This is a genomic window from Streptomyces sp. NBC_01515 (assembly GCF_045040345.1).
Classification (GTDB): domain Bacteria; phylum Actinomycetota; class Actinomycetes; order Streptomycetales; family Streptomycetaceae; genus Streptomyces.
The window spans coordinates 2,315,424-2,334,714 of sequence record NZ_CP109416.1 but is presented as its reverse complement, the minus strand read 5'-3'; the positions used below and the strand labels follow the sequence as shown (position 1 = coordinate 2,334,714).

The window sequence follows — 19,291 nt, the reverse complement described above, 5'->3', positions numbered from 1 at the left end:
TTTCCGGGGCATCGCCCCAGGTCACCGTAGCGCGCTCATTCGTTGCTCATCGGCGCGCGGCAGGCTCGACGGCATGCCAACGACCATCCCCGGTTTCACCTACCACCGCGTCCCCGTCGCGGACGGCGTCTCCCTGAACGCCGCCGTCTCCGGCTCGGGCACTCCGATCGTGCTGCTGCACGGCTTCCCGCAGACCCACCTCATGTGGCGCCATGTCGCCGCCGACCTCGCGGCCGACCACACCGTGATCTGCCCCGACCTGCGCGGCTACGGCGCGAGCGACAAGCCCGCCGAGACCGACGGCTCCGGTTACGCCAAGCGCACCATGGCCGCGGACGTCGTCGCGCTGGCCCGCGCCCTGGGCCACGACCGGTTCGCGCTCGCCGGGCACGACCGCGGCGCCCTGGTCGCCTTCCGCGCCGGACTCGACCACCCCGGCACGATCACCCACCTCGCCTGTCTCGACGTACTCCCCACGCTGGACATGTGGGACGTGATGCACGGCGTCACCGCCGCCGTCGGCTTCCACCTCTACCTGATGGCCCAACCACCGGGCCTGCCCGAGCAGTTGATCGCCGCCGCGCCCGACGCGTTCTTCGGCCACTTCGTCGACCTCTGGACCAACGACCCGTCCGCGATCCCCGTCGGCATCCGCACCGCCTACCTCGACGCGTGCCGCGCCGCGGTCCCCTCGATCGTGGCCGACTACCGCGCCTCCGCCGGCATCGACGTCACCCACGACCGGGCCGACCGCGACGCCGGCAACCGGCTGCGGATGCCGGTCGCCGTCCTCCAGCAGGACTGGGGCGCCGCTCTCGGCTTCGACGCGGCGGCCCTGTGGAGCGCCTGGGCACCGGACCTGCGGCACGCGACCGTGACCTGTGGCCACTTCATGGCGGAGGAGGACCCGGCCGTCGTGGCGAAGACACTGCGGGAGCTTGTCGCCACCCGCTGAACCGGTGCGCCTCAGGCCGTCCTCGCGGTCACGGTGAAGTCGACGTCCTCGCCGACCGCCGAGACGCCGTTGAAGGCGGCACTCGCGTGCAGGCGGTTGGCGCCCGCCGGGAGCGGGGTGTCCGGCGTGCACGCCCAGGTGCCGTCGACGCGCGCGACACCCGCGCACACCTTGCGCTCGGCGGCGTCCACGACACTCACCCGCGCCCCCGGATAGGAGGTCCCGGCGAGCCGCGCCGCGCCGGACACGAACGTGCCGCCCGCCGGTTCGGTCAGCATCGGTACGGGCATGCCCACGGTCACGGTGCACCTGCCGGACGCGCGGCGGGTTCCACCCGCGTCGGTCAGCTCGACGTCGCACCCGGGCAGCCGCGTCCCCGGCACCGCCCGCGTGTCCACGGCGAGCGCGAACGGATAGCCGCCGTCCTTCCACGAACCGGGCCCCGAGTCACGGACGTAGGTGTACGTGCCGGCCGCACCGTCGGCGGTCACCGAGCCCTGGAACCGTGCCGTGTCGGCCAGGGGCGTACCGGTGACCCGGGCCCCGGCGGGCGCGGTCAGCCGCAGCGAGGACCCGGCCGGCAGGTCGGCGCCGTCGTACCCGCTGATCTCCACCAGCCCGGACCGCCCCGGCACGATGGTCACCCCGCCACCCAGACCCCGTCCGTAGGACTCCCAGGAATCGGAGCGGAGCGGAGCGGCGGCGGCGATGCCGGGCGGGAGCACCGCCGTGCCGGCGACGAGCGCGGCGGCCAGGAGGAGAAGTGGCCGCCACCGTCGAACGGGCGTCGGCGACGGGGGTCCGTGGGGGAACATACGGCGGTCGGTCATCGGAACTCTCCGGGATCGTCTCGCGGGATCGTCTCGTCCGGGGGTGCTGGCCGGTGCTCCCACCCCACACGCCCCACCGGCCTCGGCGAAAGGCGGGATGGGCGAACGGGTGAACACCGACGGGGTCACGCACCTCGGTGTACCGGACAGACCGGGGTGAATCCCGCCACCTCGGCCGGAGCGGAGCGAACATGCATGCGTACGGCCCTCCGCCCGCCTACGCTCAGGCCGTGCTGCGCATCACCGACGCCCGAACCGGCGAGTCCGTCGAAGCCGCCCCCGCCCGCCGTGGCCTGACCAGGGTCGAGGCGCATGCGTCGGGCCTGGCTCCCACCACCCTACGAGTGCTCCTCATGTCGGACCTCCTCGTACGCGCCCTGGAACTCGGCGGCACCCCCGTCTGGTCGCTCCTCACCGGCGAACACGAGCAGGCCGAACTCCGCGCCGCCGCAAGGGCCTTGGGCATACGGCCCTTCGAGGACGGCGGAGACCTCGGCTCCGGACTCGGCGAGGCCCAGGTCCTCCACGTGGCGACGGAGGGCGCCGAGACCACCGGGGGAGTCCTGTTGGCCGTAGCCCCCGTCGATTCCCCTACGACCGCCGCGCCCGACCTCTCCGACCCGGCCGCGCTCCGCCTCGCGCTGCTCTCGCACCCCCGTGACCTGTCGGTACGGCTCGACGGGGATGCCCTGGAGGAGGCGCGGCGGACGCTGGCGCACTGGCGCGGTTCGGTCGCCGAGTGGGCGCGGCGGCCCTCGCGGCCGGTGCCCGACGAGGTGCGCGCGGAGCTGCGGACCGCCTGGGAGGACGATCTGAACGTGCCCGAGGTGCTGCGGGTGCTGCGCCGGGTGGAGACCTGGCCCGAGCTGCTCGACGGCGCCCGCTTCGAGACGTACGCCTACGCGGACCGGCTCCTCGGGCTCGAACTCACCCGTGACATCGGGTCGTTGGCGTGAGCGCCCGCGCCGGAGCCCGCCCCTTGCGCCGCCTGGTCGTGCTGCGGCACGCCAAGTCCGCCTGGCCGGAGGGTGTTCCCGACCACCAGCGCTCCCTCGCCCCGCGCGGGCGACGCGACGCCCCGGCCGCCGGTATCGCCCTCGCCGAGACCGACTCCCTGCCGGACCTCGCCCTGTGCTCCACGGCCGTACGGGCGCGCCAGACCTGGGAGTTGGCGTCCGCCGAGTGGGGTACCCCGCCGCCGGTGCGGTTCGAGCCCGGGCTGTACGCGGCCGATGTGCCGGCACTTCTCGACGCCGTCCACCAAGTGCCGCCCGAGGTCGAGACGTTGCTCCTGATCGGCCACAACCCCGGTCTGGAGGAACTGATCCTCGAACTCGCCGGGGACAGTCTCGACGACGCGCTCGACGAGGTCCGCGTGAAGTTCCCGACCTCGGCGATCGCGGTCCTGGCCTGGCACGGCGCCACCTGGCAGGAACTCGCCCCGGGCACCGCCCTGTTGACGGGCCTGACCGTGCCTAGGGGCAGGAAGAAGTGAGACCTCAGGGCCGTGAGGTGCGGGCCCAGCTCGCCAGCAGCTGAAGGCGTTCCGCGGAGGGGGACCCCGGCTCGGCGGTGGAGACGCCCAGGGTCTGCTCGGGGTCGTCGGCGGGGCTGAAGGCCTCGTAGCCCAGGACGAGGTCGCCGACGACGGGATGGTGGTAGTGCTTGGTGCCGTGGGTGCGCCGGAACACGTCGTGGTCGGCCCACCAGTGGCGGAAGTCCGCGTCCTGGACGGAGAGTTCGCCGACCAGCTCGGCCAGGGCGGGGTCGTGCGGGCTGCGTCCCGCGTACAGGCGGAGCGAGGCGACGATGCCGCGCGCGGCGCCTTCCCAGTCGGCGTACAGGCTCCGGAAGTGGTCGTCGAGGAAGACCAGGCGGGCCATGTTGCGGCTGCGGGCGGGCAGGGCCTCGAAGTCCGTGTACAGGGCGCGGGCGAGGTGGTTGGCGGCCAGGACGTCCATGCGGCGGCCGTAGACGAGGGCGGGGACGTCGGTGAGGCTGTCGAGCAGCAGGCGCAGACCGGGGCGGACGCGCTGCGGGGGCAGCGGGCGAGGGCGTGTGTGGGTCGGTCTGGCGACGCGGAACAGGTGGGCGCGCTCCACGTCGTTGAGGCGCAGGGCGCGGGCGATCGCGTCGAGGACGGACGCGGAGACGTTGAGGTGGCGTCCGCGCTCCAGGCGGACGTAGTAGTCGACGCTGACGCCGGCCAGCTGGGCGACCTCCTCGCGCCGCAGGCCCGGGACGCGGCGGGTGCCGGGCAGGGGTGCCAGGCCCGCCTCCTCGGGGGTGATCTTCGCGCGGCGCGAGCGGAGGAAGTCCCGCAGCTCGCTGTTCGGTTCCTGGGCCATGCCACCACCGTAGACCGGGTGACCTGGGGAGCAGCCGCGCCAGAGGGGGTCTGTCGGACCCCCGGTCGGAGCGGGTCTCCCACCCCGGCCGTGCGTGGTGGTCGTCTGGAGGAGAGCAAGCACGCACCTGGAGGTATCCCTGATGCAGCACAGGATTCTTGGCGGCACCGGCATGTCGGTGAGCGCATACGCACTCGGCACGATGATGTTCGGCGCGATGGGCAACACCGACCACGACGAGTCGGTCCGCATGATCCACACGGCGCTGGACGCCGGGATCAACCTCGTCGACACCGCCGACGTGTACTCCGGCGGCGAGTCGGAGGAGATCGTGGGCAAGGCGCTCAAGGGCCGCCGCGACGACGTCGTCCTGGCCACCAAGTTCGGGCTGGCGATGGGCGAGGACCCCAACCGCCGCGGGGGATCGGCCCGTTGGATCCGCCGCGCGCTGGAGGACAGCCTGCGCCGCCTGGACACCGACCACATCGACCTCTACCAGATGCACCGGCCGGACCCGTACACCGACATCGACGAGACCCTCGCGGTCCTGTCGGATCTGGTGCGGGCCGGGAAGGTGCGGGCGATCGGCGGTTCGTTCTTCTCGCCCGAGGAGATCGTGGAGGCCCAGTGGACGGCCGAGCGCCGGGGTCATCACCGGTTCCGCACCGAGCAGCCGCCGTACTCGATCCTCACCCGTGGGGTGGAGAGCCGGGTGCTGCCCACCGCGCAGCGGTACGGCATGGGGGTGCTGACCTTCGGTCCGCTCAACTCCGGCTGGCTGTCGGGCCGTTCGGATCCCACCGCCGGGCACCGCAGCGCCGGAGCGGGGGCGAGGATGTTCGACCTGAGCCTGCCGGGCGTGCGCGCCAAGGCCGACGCCGTGCGCGAACTGACCGTGCTGGCCGCCGAGTCGGGACTGCCGCTGCCTCATCTGGCCACCGCTTTCGTCCTTGCCCATCCGGTGGTCACCGCGGTGCTCATCGGCCCGCGCCGCCCCGAGCAGCTGACCGACCTCCTCGCCGCGGCCGACGTGGAACTCGGCGACGACATCCTTGACCGCATCGACGAGATCGTCCCGCCCGGCGTCGACGTGAACCCCGGCGACTTCTACATCGACCCCACCCAGCCGATCACCGACAAGCGCCTGCGCCGTCGCTAGCTCGTTGCTGCCGACGGTCAACGCCCTTGCGGCGAGCGGCCGTTCAGCCGACGTGCACGCGAGGCCGCCGCTCCGGGTCCGGTTCCGCTCGGCGCAGTACCTCGCGGGTCACCGGTGCCACCTCGCCGTCGCCGAAGACGAGGAAGCGGATCAGGTGGCTGACCGGGTTGCCCTCGGTCCAGGTGAAGTAGGCGTGCGGGACCTTGCCGGTGCGGTCGCGGAGGGAGAGGAGGACGGCGGCGATCGCGTTGGGCACCGTCGGGCCCTCGATGCGGAGTCGTCGTACGCCGTACTTCTCGTCGCCGTGCACGGAGATGTCCGCCGAGAAGTCCGAGGAGTCGCGGAGGAACACCTCCAGGAACAACACCGGCCCGCCGTCCGGGATATGGGTCTCCTCGCGCTGGCTGTACTCCTTGGCGCGGTACTCCCGCCTGCTGTGCTCCTGCGGCTCGTTCGCGATCAGCCGGAGCGGGCCGCCGCGTGCCGCCTCGTCGACGAAACGGGACGCCGTGTCGTCGAACGTGATCTCGGCGGCGCGGAGTTCGAAGGCGCGGTGCACCCGCGAACCGAACGACGTCACCAGGATCAGCAGGATGAAGATGCCCGCGATCTTGATGCCGTCGGGCCGTTCGATGACGTTCGTGACGAGTGTGTACGCGAACACGGCGGTGATCGTGCCGAACCCGAGCGTGGCCTTCCGATGGCCCCTTTTGTGCACGGTGACCGTGGAGGCGAAGGCCGCGGAGAGCATCAGCACGAGCACACCGGTCGCGTACGCGCCGCTCTGCGCGTCGACGCTCGCGTGAAACCACAGGGTGATGACGATGGCCGTCACCATGAAGACCAGCACCAGAGGGCGCACCGCCCCCGTCCACTCCGGCGCCATGCCGTAGCGCGGCAGATAGCGCGGTACGAGGTTCAGCAGCCCGGCGAGCGCGGAGGCGCCCGCGAACCACAGGATCGCGATCGTCGAGACGTCGTAGAACGTGCCGAAGACCTGGCCCAGGTGCTCGTGCGCGAGGTAGGCGAGCGCGCGGCCGTTCGCCGGGCCGCCCGTCTTGAACGCGCTCTGCGGGATCAGGATGGTCGTGGCCAGGCTGGACAGCAGCAGGAAGCCGGACATGATCACGGCGGCCGTGGTGAGCAGCTTGCGGGTCTCGCGGATGCGGCCCGTCGGCTTCGCGTACGTGTCCGTCGCATCGCCCTTGACCTGCGGCATCACCGCCACGCCCGTCTCGAAGCCGGACATGCCGAGCGCGAGTTTCGGGAAGACCAGCAGTGCCACGCCGACCATCGCGAGCGGCGAGGAGTGCGCGGCCGTCATCGCGTCCGTCCAGTCGCCGATCTTCACCGGATGGCTCAGCACTTCCCAGGCGGACACCGCGAGCACCACCACGTTGAGCGTGAGATACACGCCCACCAGCACCACCGCGATCCCGATGGCCTCCCGGAACCCCTTGAGGAAGACCGCGCCCAGCGCCCCGACGAGCACCAGCGTGATCCACGTGTTCCCGCCGTGCATCCAGCCCGGCGCGAACGGGTTCTCCACGACGTGCGCCGCCGCGTCCGCCGCCGACAGGGTGACCGTGATCATGAAGTCCGTCGCCGCGAAGCCCAGCAGCACCAGGACGAAGATCTTCCCCGACCACCACGGCAGCAGCCGTTCCAGCATGGCGATCGACCCCTCGCCGTGCGGGCTCTCGTGTGCCACCCGCCGGTAGACCGGCAGCGCCCCGAGCAGCGTCAGCCCGATCAGGACGACCGTCGCCAGTGGGGAGAGCAGTCCGGCCGCGAGGGCGGCGATGCCCGGCTGGTAGCCGAGGGTGGAGAAGTAGTCGACGCCGGTCAGGCACATGACCCGCCACCAGCGGTGACCCTCGTGCTCCGGGTTCGGGGTGGCGTGCGGGCCGGGATGCCGGGCGCTCTGGTCGCTCAGACCGTCCAGGAGCCAGGCCCGGCAGCGCTCCGCGGCGGATCCGGAACCGCCGGACGCCGTGGTCTCCGTAGGATCCGCCTGCGCGCCGGTCATGCGTGTGAACTCCTTGCGATCGGACGACCGTGCCCGGGGCCCGGGCGACGAGGAGCGAGTATCCACCACATCGTCGCCCGCACCCGGACCGGGGGCGACCCCCGGGCCTGCGCATAGGCTGGCCGGATGCAGGACGAGTACCGCACAGTGGCCCGCCCGGGCGTGCACGAGACCGAGGTCAACCGCTCCCGCTTCCTGTGCGCCCTCGCCCCGGCGGCCACCGAACAGGAGGCCCAGGCCTTCGTCGCCCGCATCCGCAAGGAACACACGGACGCCTCCCACAACTGCTTCGCCTACGTCATCGGCGCCGACGCCGCGATCCAGAAGGCGAGCGACGACGGCGAACCCGGCGGCACGGCAGGCGTCCCCATGCTCCAGATGCTGCTCCGCCGCGACATGCGGTACGTCGTCGCCGTCGTCACCCGCTACTACGGCGGCGTCAAACTCGGCGCGGGCGGCCTCATCAGGGCCTACGGCGGCTCGGTCGGCGAGGCCCTCGACACCCTCGGCACGATCACCCGCCGCCGCTTCCGCCTCGCCACGGTGACCGTCGACCACCAGCGCGCGGGCAAGGTCCAGAACGACCTGCGCGCCACCGGCCGCGAGGTGCGGGACGTCCGCTACGGCGAGGAGGTCACGATCGAGATCGGCTTGCCGGACGCCGAAGTGGACGCGTTCCGGGGCTGGTTGGCGGACGCGACGGCGGGGACGGCGGGGCTGGAGCTGGGCGGCGAGGCGTACGGGGACGCGTGAGGGGCTGGAGATCTTGACGGTGCGTCAGGGGGGTCTGCGGCTGATGGTGTGTCAGGTGGACCAGTTCCAGACCTGGTTGGAGCTGCCCGCGCAGCCCCAGGCCTGCACGACCTGACCGTCCTGCCCGGCACCGGGGGCATAGGCGTCCAGACAGAAGCCGTCCGGGACGCTGACCAGTGTCCCGTGGCCGCCGAGTTGCCACCGCTGGGCGCCGAGCCCGTCGCAGGCTCTGGTCCGGACCACCTGACCGTTCTGGCCGATCGTGCCCCTGTCGGCGTCCAGGCAGTGATGACTGCCCCGATTGACCACCAGATACTGGGAGTTGTGCCCGGGCACGGGATACAGCGTCCACTTCTGCGCCGCCGTGCCGTTGCACCCCCACACCTGTACGGCACCGGTACGGGCGTCGAGGCACCGGGCGACGTCAACGATGTGGACGCTCTCGGTGACGGTCACCGAACCGGCCCTGACGGGTCCGCGCTCCGCGCCGTAGAGCAGCTTCATGGTCTGCGCGTCCACCGATCCGCTCGCGGTGGTCCCGGCCTCGGTCTGGAAGACCTTCAACGCGTCGACCGTGGCCTTCCCGAACTCACCGTCGACCGTGACGTGCAAACCGTAGCCCGCGAGGAGGAGTTGGAGGGCCTTGACGCAGTCGCCGTGCGAGCCCGAGGTGAGTTCGGTGACGCAGGAGGAGAGCCGGATGTCGAGTTTCGCGGGATCGCGGGTGACCGGCGCGCTCGGCGTCGCCCCGCCCTTCGTCGCCGACGCGGCCGTACTCGGCGAACTGCCCGTCCCCGGGGGCGAGTTCTCCGGTACGGCGAGCGCCGGGGGCGTCCCCGGTCCGGGACCGGCCGACGTCCCGTTGTCGCCGTGGTGCAGCAGGAGCAGCGTCGCGGTGATGCTGCCGGCGACGAGGAGGGCGGCCACGGCGACGGCGCCCGCGATCAACCTTCCGCGCTTTCGCGGGGTGTTCGCGTGTTTCCGGGACGTGGTGGGCGGGTCGGAGGGTGCCGCCGAAGGGTGGGCCGCGGGTTGTCCGACGGGGGAGGGCCCGCGCTGGGGGGCGACCCGGGGCGGACCGCCGGCCGGCGTGGACAGCTGATGCCCGATGGCCGTCCTGAACACCGCCTCGGGTGACGGCCGCAGCTCGGGGTCCTTGTCCAGGCAGGTGCGGATGAACGCGGCCAACTCCGCGTCGATGCCCGCGACTTTGTCGAGGACGTCCTCCCGGGGCGGGTCGAACGCCACCCGGTGCAGCACGTCGACGCCCGTGCCCTCGCCGAACGGGGCTTCCCCGGCGACGGCGTAGGTGAGCGTGGACGCCAGCGAGAAGACGTCGGAGGCGGCGGTGACCTCCTGGCCGCGCACCTGCTCCGGGGACATGTAGGCGGGGGTGCCGACGTTCTGGCCGGTGGCGGTGATCGAGGTGCCGTCGCCGGCCTGGACGACACCGAAGTCGATGACACGGGCGCCGTCCGCACCCAGAATGACGTTGGACGGCTTGAGGTCGCGGTGCACGATCCCCTCGCGCCAGATCGCCTCGATCGCCCGCCCCACGTCGGCCAGCAGGCGCCAGGCCGCGGCCACGTCGACCGGTCCGCGCGCGTCGACCAGCTCCGCGAGGGTGGGCCCGGGTATGTACTCGGTGGCGACCCACACCAGATCCTCCTCGCAGCCGCTGCCCAGCAGCCGTACGATGTGCGCCCCTTGGATCCGGCCCAGCGCGCCGACCTCGCGCTCGAAGCGCTTGCGGAACAGCGGGTCCTCCGCGTACTCGGGCCGGATCACCTTCACGGCGGCGGGGCCCGTGGCACCGGTGGCGTCGTGGCCCAGATAGACCCGGCCCATCCCGCCGCTGCCGAGCACCGACATCAACCGGTACGGACCCGCCTGGCGCGGGTCGCTCTTCCGCAGCGGCACCACGGGAGGCGGCTCCATCCCCGCCGCCGCGTAGGCCATCGTTTCGGACCGACCGCGGAACTCGACTGGCATGGGAACCCTGTGTCTCTCGCGTGGTGCGTGTGACGGGAGATTAGCGCAGCACACGTGTGCGACAAGGGAGTTGGGGCTTTCCACAGCCGGCGCCCAGCCGCGTGGCCGCGCACTGACAGGGTGTGTCCCAGCCGGCCCCGCACGGAGATGGCCGACCGCCGGACGACCCGCTTCGCGGAGGAGGCCGGACCGGACGCCGGGGCACGGCACTGGTCCCGGGAACGGCGGGATTCGACTTCGGCCTTCAGCGCCGTGACGGCGGTCACCGATCCGCGTATGGGGCATATTTCCTGCCATAAGGTCGCGAATGCGTGGGAACTCCGAGGTCAATGGTGGTTCAGGGGCCGGCAGGCGCTAGCGTGGTGGACCGATGAGACTGCTGCACACTTCCGACTGGCACCTGGGCCGGGCGTTCCACCGCGTGAACATGCTCGGGGCCCAGGCCGACTTCGTGAGCCACCTCGTCACCACCGTGCGCGAGCGCGATGTGGACGCGGTGCTCGTGTCGGGGGACGTGTACGACCGGGCGGTGCCGCCGCTGGCCGCGGTCGAGCTGTTCGACGACACCCTGCACCGGCTCGCCGACCTGGGCGTGCCCACGGTGATGATCTCCGGGAACCATGACTCCGCCCGCCGTCTCGGCGTCGGCGCCCGTCTGATCGACCGCGCGGGCATCCACCTCCGCACCGAGCCGTCGGCCTGCGGGACGCCCGTGGTGATCCCGGACGCGTCCGGCGATGTGGCCTTCTACGGGCTGCCGTACCTCGAACCCGCCCTGGTGAAGGCCGAGTTCGGGGTCGAGAAGGCCGGGCACGAGGCGGTCCTCGCCGCCGCCATGGACCGCGTCCGTGCCGACCTCGCCTACCGCGCGCCCGGTACCCGTTCCGTGGTCCTCGCCCATGCCTTCGTCACCGGCGGCGAGGCCAGCGACAGCGAACGGGACATCACTGTCGGCGGGGTCGCCGCCGTACCGGCCGGAGTCTTCGACGGCGTCGACTACGTGGCGCTCGGGCATCTGCACGGCTCCCAGACGATCACCGGGCGCGTGCGCTACTCGGGTTCCCCGCTGCCGTACTCCTTCTCCGAGGCCGACCACCGCAAGAGCATGTGGCTCGTGGACCTCGACGCGGACGGGACCGTCACCGCCGAGCGCCTCGACTGCCCGGTACCGCGTGAACTCGCCCGTATCCGGGGTGCGTTGGATGACCTCCTCCACGACCCCGACCTCGCGCGGCACGAGGAGGCGTGGGTCGAGGCGACCCTCACCGACCCGGTGCGCCCGGAGGACCCCATGGCCCGGCTCACCGAGCGCTTCCCGCACACGCTCAGCCTCGTCTTCGACCCCGAGCGCGGCCCCGACGACCCCGACGTGTCGTACGCCCGCCGCCTCGCGGGCCGCGACGACCGTGAGATCGCCGACGACTTCGTGGCCCACGTACGCGGCGCCGGTCCCGACGAGCACGAACAGACCGTTCTCCAGGAGGCGTTCGACGCGGTGCGCGCGGACTCGGTGGTACGGGAGGTGACGCCGTGAACGTGCGGCACGCGGGAACAGGGGGTCACCGATGAGGCTCCACCGGCTCGACATCACCGCCTTCGGGCCCTTCGGTGGTTCGCAGACCGTCGACTTCGACGAGCTGTCCTCCGCCGGGCTGTTCCTGCTCCACGGGCCGACCGGTGCCGGGAAGACCTCCGTCCTCGACGCCGTGTGCTACGCGCTCTACGGCTCGGTGCCCGGCGTCCGGCAGTCCGGTCAGGGGCTCACCCTGCGCAGCGATCACGCGGCGGCCGGCACGCGTACCGAGGTGCGGCTCGAACTCACCGTCGCCGAGCGGCGGTTGGAGCTGACCCGGCAGCCGCCCTGGGCGCGTCCCAAGAAGCGCGGCACCGGCAGCACGCTGGACAAGGCGCAGAGCTGGCTGCGCGAGTACGACGCGACGGCCGGTGCCTGGAAGGACCTCAGCCGCTCGCACCAGGAGATCGGCGAGGAGATCACCCAGCTGCTGGGCATGAGCCGGGAGCAGTTCTGCCAGGTCGTGCTGCTGCCCCAGGGGGAGTTCGCGCGGTTCCTGCGGTCCGACGCCGAGGCGCGTGGCAAGCTGCTCGGCCGGCTCTTCGACACCCATCGTTTCGCCGAGGTCGAGAAGCGGCTCGCCGACCGGCGCCGGGCAACCGAGGCCCAAGTCCGTGAGGGTGACGCCCAGTTGCTCGCGGACGCGCACCGCATGCAGCAGGCCGCCGGTGACGCCATGGAGCTGCCGGACCTCGCCCCGGGCGAACCCGGCCTCGCCGACGCGGTGTTGGGTGCGGCGGCCGTGGCCCGGAGTACCGCACGTGAGCAACTGACGGTCGCGCAGGGCGGGTTGGCTGGCGCCGAGTCCGCCCAGGCCGCCGCCGATCGTGAACTGGCCGACATTCGTGAACTGGCCCGCCTGCAACAGCGGTTCGCGCAGGCGCGGGAGCGGGCCACGCTCATGGAGGAGCGGGCCGACGGCTATCGGCAGGCGCAGGCGCGGATGGAGCGGGCCCGGAAGGCGGAGGCGGTGGCACCGGCGCTGGAGCTGCGCGAGGCCGCCGACACCGAGCACCGGGACGCCGCCCGGGCCGAGACGCGCGCGCGTGGTCTGCTGCCGGACACCTTCGCGGGCGCCGGTGCGGCCGGGCTCGCCGCCGCCGCCCGCCGGGCCGCCGAGGAACTGGGCGGACTGGAATCGGCCCGCCGCGCCGAGCAACGGCTCACCGAACTCCGTGTGCAACGCGCCGAGTTGGACCGCCAGGAGCGCGCCGACGAGGACGTACGGCAGGAGGCCGAGGCCTGGCTCGCCGAGTGGGACACCACCCGCGCGGGACTCCAGACGCGGATCGAGTCGGCCCAGGAGGCCACCACCCGGGCCGAACAGCTCGGCGTGCGGCGCGAGCCCGCCGAGCGGCGGCTCGGGGCGGCCCGGCAGCGGGACCAGTTCGCCGGTGACACCGAGGACACCCAGCGGCAGGTGCTCGCCTCCGCCGAACGTGCCGTCGAAGCCCGCGCCCACTGGCTCGACCTCAAGGAACAGCGGCTGAACGGCATCGCCGCCGAACTCGCCGCCCACCTCACCGACGGCGCACCCTGTGCCGTCTGCGGAGCCACCGAACACCCCGCCCCCGCCCGCAAATCCGCCGGACACGTCGACCGCGCGGCGGAGGAACAAGCCCTCGCCGCCCACCAGCGCGCCGAGGAACAGCGCACCGAGGCCGAGCGCCGCCTGGGCGTCGTACGGGAAGCCCTCGCCGCCGCCACCGCCGAGGCGGGTGACGCGCCGACCGGTCAACTCGCCGACGAGGTCGCGGAGTTGGAGCGGCTGTACGAGCAGGCACGCCGGGACGCGTCCTGGCTGCACCCCGCGACCGAGGAGCTGCGCCGGGCCGAACAGGAGCACGAGCGGCGGACCGCGATCCAGCAGCAGGCCGCGGTTCGGGCCGCCTCCCGGACGACCCTGCGAGACACCCTCGACCGTGAACGGACTTCTCTGGAAGGGGAGTTGGCGCAGTCGCGGGGTACCGCCGACAGCGTGGCCGCGCGTGCCGCCCAACTGGAGCGGCAGGCCGCGCTGCTCACCGACGCGGCCGACGCCGTCCGTACCGCCGAGGACACCGCCCAGCGCCTCAAGGACGCCGACGCCCGGCTCGCCGACGCCGCCTTCCGTGCCGGGTTCGACACCCCGCACGCAGCCGGGGACGCCCTCCTCGATGACAGTGCCCACCGGGATCTCCAACGGCGCCTGGACGCCTGGCAGTCGGAGGAGGCCGCCGTACGGGCCGTGCTCGCGGAGGCCGACACGGCGGCAGCCGCGCAGCAGGCGCCCGTCGACCTGGACCTTGCGGAGCGGGTCGCGACCGCGGCGGTTCAGCGGACGCGTAACGCGGCCTCCGCGCGCGACGCGGCGGCCCGGCGCTGTACCGAACTCGACCGGCTCTCCGCCCGATCGGCCGCCGGGGCACGCCAACTCGCCCCGCTGCGCGAGGAGTACGACCGGGTGGCCCGCCTCGCCGCCCTCACCGCGGGCACCTCGGCCGACAACGAACGCCGGATGCGCCTGGAGTCGTACGTCCTCGCCGCCCGCCTGGAACAGGTGGCCGCGGCGGCGACCGTACGGTTGCAGCGCATGTCGTCCGGGCGTTACACCCTCGTGCACTCGGACGACCGGGCCGGGCGCGGCCGTAGCGGACTCGGGTTGCATGTCGTCGACGCGTGGACCGGGCGGGAGCGGGACACGGCGACGCTGTCCGGCGGCGAGACGTTCTTCGCGTCCCTCGCCCTCGCGCTCGGGCTCGCCGACGTGGTCACCGACGAGGCCGGCGGGGTCCGGCTCGACACCCTCTTCATCGACGAGGGCTTCGGCAGCCTCGACGAGCAGACCCTCGACGAGGTCCTCGACGTCCTCGACTCCCTGCGCGAGCGGGACCGCAGCGTCGGCATCGTCAGCCATGTCGCCGATCTGCGGCGGCGGATCCATGCGCAGCTGGAGGTCGTGAAGGGGCGGGACGGGTCGGCTGTACGGCAGCGGGGGCAGTGACGTCCTTGAGGTCGGCGGGGTCAGTGGCCCAGGGGGCGGCGCGGGAGCGGTGAGGAGTAGACGACGCTGGTGGTGACCGAGCCCAGGGCGCCGATCTTCCCCGACACCTCCTCCAGGTGGCGCATCGAACGGGCCGCGACCTTGATCATGAAGCAGTCGTCGCCCGTGATGTGATGCGCCTCCAGGATCTCCGGCGTCACCGCGACCAGGTCGTGGAAGGGCTTGTAGTTGCCGTTCGGATAGCGCAGCCGCACGAACGCCAGGATGGGCAGTCCGAGCCGCTCCGGGTCCACGACCGCCGCGTATCCCTGGATCACCCCCGCCTCCTCCAACCGCCGCACCCGCTCGGTCACCGCGCTCGCGGACATGGAGACGGCCCGGGCCAGCTCGGCGAAACTGGCCCGCCCCTCCCGCTGGAGGACGTCGAGGATGCGCCAGTCGGTGGCGTCGGGGGTGTAAGTGGATTCCGCGGTCATGTCTGAGGAATAGCAGGGGAATCCCCGGCCGATCAAGGGGTACGGCGGGGATCGTCCCTTCAGTGGACCGGTCGGCGACCGTAGATTTCTCGACGTAGAGATGTAGCGACGTTGAGGCGTTGAGACGTAGAGGTACCCCGGTACCTCGGTGAAAGGTCGGATCATGAGCAGCACCACCGCCGTCAATCCCGTTCTGCGGGTCGCCCCCGCCGCGCCTTCGGCCGCGGTCGCCCACTTCCGCGCGAGCCTCGCCTTCCACGCCGACGTCTCCGACGTGGCCGCCGCGCTCGCGGCCGACGGCGACCCCGGTTTTCCCGGTTCCCCCGGTTTCGTCGTCGTCGACTCACGCTCCACCGAGTCGTGGGACCAGGGGCACGTCCCCGGAGCGGTCCACCTCCCCACGGCGCTCATCCCGGAGCAGGCCGAGGGTCTCCTCGACAAGTCCGTGCCGGTCGTGACGTATTGCTGGGGCCCGGGCTGCAACGGCGCCACCCGCGCCGCCCTCGCGCTCGCCGAACTCGGGTACCAGGTCAAGGAGATGCTCGGCGGGTTCGAGTACTGGGTGCGTGAGGGCTTCGAGTTCGAGACGTGGGAGGGGAGTGAAAGGCGTGCGGTCGATTCGTTGACGGCACCGGTGGGGGCCGGTGACTGCGGCTGCTGATTCCTGGCCGGTGCTCCTTCAACTCGGCGCCCCGGAGGGCGAGTTCGTACGGCCGACCGCCGACGCGCGGGTCTCTTGAACCCTCAACATGTGGGGTAGCTGTGCGTGTAGGTTCTGCCCATGGCGCGATACGCGGAGCCGGGAACGGCGGTGCAGTGGGTGGAGTCGGGCGGCGGACCGCTCATAGCGGTGCCGGAGACGGTGCTGCCGTTCTGGACGGGAGCCGACGGCGACGAACTGGCCTCGGACTACGACCGGGCCTGCGAGGTCGGCGGATACGCGGGCCTGCTACCGGTAGGAGACAGCGCGGCGCTGGTCCTGGGCGACGACCCCGCGTCGACCTCCTTCCTCCCGGAACACGGCACGTTCGTACGCTGGTGCGCCGCGAACTCCGAGGACGAGATCCTGTCCGTCATCCCCGCCGCACTCGCCGGCGCGACCTGGGAGAACGAGGTGCACTGGGATGTACCCAGCCCTGTCGTCCTCTTCGACTCGGCGTGGCCGGGGCGGGAGTCGGAGGGCACGGAACATCTGAAGGTCGACCTGGTGCCGGGGCGGTATGCCGTCCGCGCGGGTCAGGCGCGGCCGGGTCCGGAGACGTGGTTGGGGCTTGTTCAGCTGCGGCGGCTTTCCGGCTGAGGGGTGGGGGCGGGGGTTCGGTGCCGGTGTTGGATGCGGGCGGTGACTGGGCCCGAACTGACGGGTGTTCGAGGGGACTTCGGCCTGGGCGTCGATTGTGCGGGGCGGCCGTGTCCCGAAAAATGACGGGCGGCTGAGGAATGCCAGTGCCCGGCGTCGGATGCGGGGTTCGACCCCGTTGCGAACTTGCGGGCAGGCAAGGGGACTTCAGGTCCGGCATCGGATACGGAGGGCGATTGCGTTCCGGGATCGGCGGGCGGCTGAAGGGGCGCCGGTGTTCGGCGCCGGGCACGGACGGCGCCTTCCCCTCCCGAACTGGCCGGTGGCTGGCTGGAGTTCGGCTCCGCGTTGGGCGTGGAGGTCGGCCCTGTCCCGGAACCGGCGGTCGGCTGAAGGGACTTCGTTACCCGACGTCGGACACGTGCGACGCGTTCCCGCCCTGAACTGGCGGGTGGCCGTGGGGATGTCGGGTGCGGCGACGCACACGGACGGTGGCCGCGTCTCCGAACTGCCGCTCTACGTACGGGACGTCAGCCCCGCCGCCAGACACACACGGCGGCCGTGTCCCGAACTCCCGGACCCGGCCGCCGACATGTCACGCCGTGCGTCTCCGTACCCCCGCGTCAGAGCTGGGACAGCTCGTCCACCAGGTCGTCCAGGCCCAGGGAACCCTGGGACAGCGCGGCCATGTGCCAGGCCTTCAGGTCGAAGGTGTCGCCGTGCCGCTGCTTCGCGTTCTCGCGGCCCAACAGCCAGGCCCGCTCGCCGAGTTTGTAGCCGATGGCCTGGCCCGGGATCGTGAGGTAGCGGGTCAGTTCGCTCTCCACGAAGTCCGCCGGGCGGCTGCTGTGCGCGCCGAAGAACTCCTGGGCCAGCTCCGGCGTCCACCGCTCACCGGGGTGGAACGGCGAGTCCGCCGGGATCTCCATCTCCAGGTGCATGCCGATGTCGACGATGACCCGGGTGGCCCGCATCATCTGCGCGTCGAGATAACCGAGCCGCTGCTCCGCGTCCTCCAGGAAGCCCAGCTCGTCCATCAGCCGCTCCGCGTACAGCGCCCAGCCCTCGGCGTTGGCGCTGACCCCGCCGATCGTGGCCTGGTAGCGGGAGAGGTTCCCGGCGACGTGCGCCCACTGCGCGAGCTGGAGGTGATGGCCGGGGACGCCCTCGTGGTACCAGGTCGAGACGAGGTCGTAGACCGGGAACCGGGTCTGGCCCATCGTCGGCAACCAGGTCTGGCCCGGACGCGAGAAGTCCTCCGACGGCGGTGTGTAGTACGGCGCCGCCGCGCTCCCCGGAGGCGCGATGCAGGACTCCACCTTCCGTACCCGCTCGGCGAGTTCGAAGTGCGTGCCGTCCAGTTCCTCGATCGCCTTGTCCATCAGGCCCTGCAGCCAGACACGGACCTCCTCGACGCCCTCGATGTGCCGGCCGTGCTCGTCGAGGTGCGCGAGCGCCACCCACGGAGTCCCGGCGCCGGGCAGGATCTTCTCGGCCTCCCGCCTCATCTCGGCGAGCAGCCGGTGGTACTCGGACCAGCCGTACGCGTACGCCTCGTCGAGATCGAGGTCCGTACCGTTGAAGAAGCGCGACAGACGTGCGTACCGCTCCCGGCCCACCGTGTTCGGCGCGCCCTCGATGACCGGCGCGTACACGTCGCGCAGCCAGTCCCGCAGCTCCACCACGGCCGCGGTCGCCGCACGGGCGGCCCCGTCCAACTCGGCGCGCAGGGAGTCGGGGCCCGCGGAGGCGAACTCCTCGAACCAGCCGCGCCCCTGGCCGTCCGTGTCCGACCACTCGGTGAGCTGGCCGATGAAGGTGTCGGTCGGACGCGGGCCCGCGAACAGCTTCCGGTCCAGGCCCAGTTGGAGGGACTCGCGGTAGCCGGCCAGCGCGGTCGGCACCCCGCGCAGCCGCTCGGCGATCGCCGCCCAGTCCTCGTCGGTCTGGGCCGGCGTCACCGTGAACACCTCGCGCACCGAGTGCGCGGGCGTGGCCATGTTGCCGACCGCGCGCAGGCTCTCCTCGGCGTCGTGCACGGCGAGTTCGGCGCTGAGCCGCTCGCGCAGCAGGCGCGCACACCGGCGCTCGCTGTCACTGTCCGCGCCGGGTCGGCGCTCTGCCTCGTCGAGCTTCGCGAGGGTCGCCCGCTGAAGCTCCGCGAGTCGTTCCTGACCTGCGGGGGAGAGATCGGGCAGGCGGCTCGAACTCTCCTTCACGCCGAGATACGTACCGGTGACCGGGTCGAGGGTGATGAGGTCGTCGACGTAGGCGTCGGCGACCTGCCGGGGCAGCGGAGTGTTGGTCTGCGACATGAGGACCATCCTCATACGCGGAACTCGGACCCGTCACCCCGATTCAGCTGTGGGCGTGGCAAGCGGCAGCAAAGGCCCGCAGTCCCACTGCTGGAAGATCAACCGGGTCTCCACCCGCGCCACCTCGCGTTGTGACGTGAACTCGTCCAGAACCAGCCGCTGCAGATCCGCCATGTCCGCCACGGCCACATGCACGACATAGTCGTCGGGCCCGGTCAGATGGAACACGGTCCGCGACTCCGGCAACGCCCGGATCCGCTCCACGAACGGCCCCACCAACTCCCGCCGATGCGGCCGCACCTGCACCGACAGCAACGCCTCCAGCCCGCGCCCCAACTTGGCCGCGTCGACCCGCAGTTGATGCCCGAGGATCACCCCGGCCCGGCGCAGCCGCGCCACCCGGTCCAGACACGTCGACGGCGCGACCCCCACCTGCGCCGCGAGATCGCGATAGGTCGCCCGGGCGTCGTTCTGCAGCAACCGCAACAGATGGAGATCCACCGGATCGAGTACGACGGATTCGGTCATTCGCCGAACGTAACACGGACAATCAGTCATTCACCCCGTCGAATGTTCAC

Annotated in this window: 16 protein-coding genes; 9 read left to right on the top strand and 7 right to left on the bottom strand. The window is 72.1% G+C overall.

The genetic code is table 11. The annotated features are described in order from the left end of the window. The first annotated feature begins 73 nt into the window (after nt 1-73). Nucleotides 74-955 carry an alpha/beta fold hydrolase gene (locus tag OG407_RS10300; protein ID WP_405857098.1) on the top strand — a complete coding sequence of 294 codons (882 nt, stop codon included), beginning with the start codon at nt 74-76 and terminating at the stop codon, nt 953-955. Nucleotides 956-966: 11 nt separating this feature from the next. Here the strand turns inward: OG407_RS10300 and OG407_RS10295 are convergent, their stop codons facing one another. Further along, complete coding sequence (locus tag OG407_RS10295; protein WP_405857096.1) at nt 967-1,785, bottom strand: carboxypeptidase regulatory-like domain-containing protein; 819 nt, start codon at nt 1,783-1,785, stop codon at nt 967-969. Nucleotides 1,786-1,976: 191 nt separating this feature from the next. On the opposite strand from OG407_RS10295, the gene OG407_RS10290 reads away from it, so the two are divergent. Both OG407_RS10290 and OG407_RS10285 read left to right on the top strand, forming a co-directional pair. After that, nucleotides 1,977-2,741 carry a hypothetical protein gene (locus tag OG407_RS10290; RefSeq protein ID WP_405857094.1) on the top strand — a complete coding sequence of 255 codons (765 nt, stop codon included), beginning with the start codon at nt 1,977-1,979 and terminating at the stop codon, nt 2,739-2,741. Continuing rightward, complete coding sequence (locus OG407_RS10285) at nt 2,738-3,280, top strand: histidine phosphatase family protein (protein ID WP_329351777.1); 543 nt, start codon at nt 2,738-2,740, stop codon at nt 3,278-3,280. Before OG407_RS10290 ends, OG407_RS10285 begins: the two co-directional genes overlap by 4 nt. A 4-nt stretch (nt 3,281-3,284) precedes the next feature. Here the strand turns inward: OG407_RS10285 and OG407_RS10280 are convergent, their stop codons facing one another. Beyond that, complete coding sequence (locus OG407_RS10280) at nt 3,285-4,133, bottom strand: helix-turn-helix transcriptional regulator (RefSeq protein ID WP_405857092.1); 849 nt, start codon at nt 4,131-4,133, stop codon at nt 3,285-3,287. 142 nt (nt 4,134-4,275) lie between these two features. Here OG407_RS10280 and OG407_RS10275 point away from each other — a divergent pair, with 142 nt between their 5' ends. Next, nucleotides 4,276-5,292, top strand: coding sequence for an aldo/keto reductase (locus OG407_RS10275; protein WP_405857090.1), 1,017 nt, complete (start codon nt 4,276-4,278; stop codon nt 5,290-5,292). Nucleotides 5,293-5,335: 43 nt separating this feature from the next. Here OG407_RS10275 and OG407_RS10270 read toward each other — a convergent pair whose 3' ends face one another. Next, nucleotides 5,336-7,321, bottom strand: coding sequence for an amino acid transporter (locus tag OG407_RS10270; protein WP_405857088.1), 1,986 nt, complete (start codon nt 7,319-7,321; stop codon nt 5,336-5,338). Nucleotides 7,322-7,447: 126 nt separating this feature from the next. Between OG407_RS10270 and OG407_RS10265 the strand changes: the two genes are divergently transcribed. Further along, nucleotides 7,448-8,074, top strand: a complete 627-nt coding sequence (locus OG407_RS10265; RefSeq protein WP_365307367.1) for a YigZ family protein — start codon at nt 7,448-7,450, stop codon at nt 8,072-8,074. Between the two features lie 51 nt (nt 8,075-8,125). Here the strand turns inward: OG407_RS10265 and OG407_RS10260 are convergent, their stop codons facing one another. Next, the gene (locus OG407_RS10260; RefSeq protein WP_405857086.1) at nt 8,126-10,066 is read right to left on the bottom strand and encodes a protein kinase domain-containing protein; all 1,941 of its coding nucleotides are present in this window, start codon (nt 10,064-10,066) and stop codon (nt 8,126-8,128) included. Between the two features lie 370 nt (nt 10,067-10,436). On the opposite strand from OG407_RS10260, the gene OG407_RS10255 reads away from it, so the two are divergent. Together OG407_RS10255 and OG407_RS10250 are read left to right on the top strand one after the other, a co-directional pair. Further along, on the top strand, nt 10,437-11,600 hold the full coding sequence (locus OG407_RS10255; RefSeq protein ID WP_405857084.1) for an exonuclease SbcCD subunit D: 1,164 nt from the start codon (nt 10,437-10,439) through the stop codon (nt 11,598-11,600). A 31-nt stretch (nt 11,601-11,631) separates the two neighbouring features. Next, a complete protein-coding gene (locus OG407_RS10250) occupies nt 11,632-14,622 on the top strand; it encodes an AAA family ATPase (RefSeq protein ID WP_405857082.1) in 2,991 nt (996 codons plus the stop codon). A gap of 20 nt (nt 14,623-14,642) precedes the next feature. Here the strand turns inward: OG407_RS10250 and OG407_RS10245 are convergent, their stop codons facing one another. Next, nucleotides 14,643-15,098: an Lrp/AsnC family transcriptional regulator gene (locus tag OG407_RS10245; protein WP_405857080.1), complete on the bottom strand. Its 456-nt coding sequence runs from the start codon at nt 15,096-15,098 to the stop codon at nt 14,643-14,645. A 163-nt stretch (nt 15,099-15,261) separates the two neighbouring features. On the opposite strand from OG407_RS10245, the gene OG407_RS10240 reads away from it, so the two are divergent. Next, nucleotides 15,262-15,759, top strand: a complete 498-nt coding sequence (locus OG407_RS10240) for a rhodanese-like domain-containing protein (protein WP_405857078.1) — start codon at nt 15,262-15,264, stop codon at nt 15,757-15,759. Nucleotides 15,760-15,879: 120 nt separating this feature from the next. After that, nucleotides 15,880-16,398, top strand: a complete 519-nt coding sequence (locus OG407_RS10235; protein WP_405857076.1) for an immunity 21 family protein — start codon at nt 15,880-15,882, stop codon at nt 16,396-16,398. A gap of 623 nt (nt 16,399-17,021) precedes the next feature. On the opposite strand, the gene OG407_RS10230 is transcribed toward OG407_RS10235, so the two are convergent. After that, entirely contained in the window at nt 17,022-18,713 is a 1,692-nt protein-coding gene (locus OG407_RS10230; protein ID WP_405857074.1) for a DUF885 domain-containing protein, read from the bottom strand. A gap of 33 nt (nt 18,714-18,746) precedes the next feature. After that, entirely contained in the window at nt 18,747-19,241 is a 495-nt protein-coding gene (locus OG407_RS10225) for an Lrp/AsnC family transcriptional regulator (RefSeq protein WP_328684745.1), read from the bottom strand. Nucleotides 19,242-19,291 lie beyond the last annotated feature (50 nt).

Excerpts from the sequence above, each read along its gene's own strand:
- OG407_RS10300 (WP_405857098.1), top strand. The coding sequence starts at position 74 with ATGCCAACGACCATCCCCGGTTTCACCTACCACCGCGTCCCCGTCGCG.
- OG407_RS10295 (WP_405857096.1), bottom strand. The coding sequence starts at position 1,785 with ATGACCGACCGCCGTATGTTCCCCCACGGACCCCCGTCGCCGACGCCC.
- OG407_RS10290 (WP_405857094.1), top strand. The coding sequence starts at position 1,977 with ATGCATGCGTACGGCCCTCCGCCCGCCTACGCTCAGGCCGTGCTGCGC.
- OG407_RS10280 (WP_405857092.1), bottom strand. The coding sequence starts at position 4,133 with ATGGCCCAGGAACCGAACAGCGAGCTGCGGGACTTCCTCCGCTCGCGC.
- OG407_RS10275 (WP_405857090.1), top strand. The coding sequence starts at position 4,276 with ATGCAGCACAGGATTCTTGGCGGCACCGGCATGTCGGTGAGCGCATAC.
- OG407_RS10270 (WP_405857088.1), bottom strand. The coding sequence starts at position 7,321 with ATGACCGGCGCGCAGGCGGATCCTACGGAGACCACGGCGTCCGGCGGT.
- OG407_RS10265 (WP_365307367.1), top strand. The coding sequence starts at position 7,448 with ATGCAGGACGAGTACCGCACAGTGGCCCGCCCGGGCGTGCACGAGACC.
- OG407_RS10260 (WP_405857086.1), bottom strand. The coding sequence starts at position 10,066 with ATGCCAGTCGAGTTCCGCGGTCGGTCCGAAACGATGGCCTACGCGGCG.
- OG407_RS10255 (WP_405857084.1), top strand. The coding sequence starts at position 10,437 with ATGAGACTGCTGCACACTTCCGACTGGCACCTGGGCCGGGCGTTCCAC.
- OG407_RS10250 (WP_405857082.1), top strand. The coding sequence starts at position 11,632 with ATGAGGCTCCACCGGCTCGACATCACCGCCTTCGGGCCCTTCGGTGGT.
- OG407_RS10245 (WP_405857080.1), bottom strand. The coding sequence starts at position 15,098 with ATGACCGCGGAATCCACTTACACCCCCGACGCCACCGACTGGCGCATC.
- OG407_RS10240 (WP_405857078.1), top strand. The coding sequence starts at position 15,262 with ATGAGCAGCACCACCGCCGTCAATCCCGTTCTGCGGGTCGCCCCCGCC.
- OG407_RS10235 (WP_405857076.1), top strand. The coding sequence starts at position 15,880 with ATGGCGCGATACGCGGAGCCGGGAACGGCGGTGCAGTGGGTGGAGTCG.
- OG407_RS10230 (WP_405857074.1), bottom strand. The coding sequence starts at position 18,713 with ATGTCGCAGACCAACACTCCGCTGCCCCGGCAGGTCGCCGACGCCTAC.
- OG407_RS10225 (WP_328684745.1), bottom strand. The coding sequence starts at position 19,241 with ATGACCGAATCCGTCGTACTCGATCCGGTGGATCTCCATCTGTTGCGG.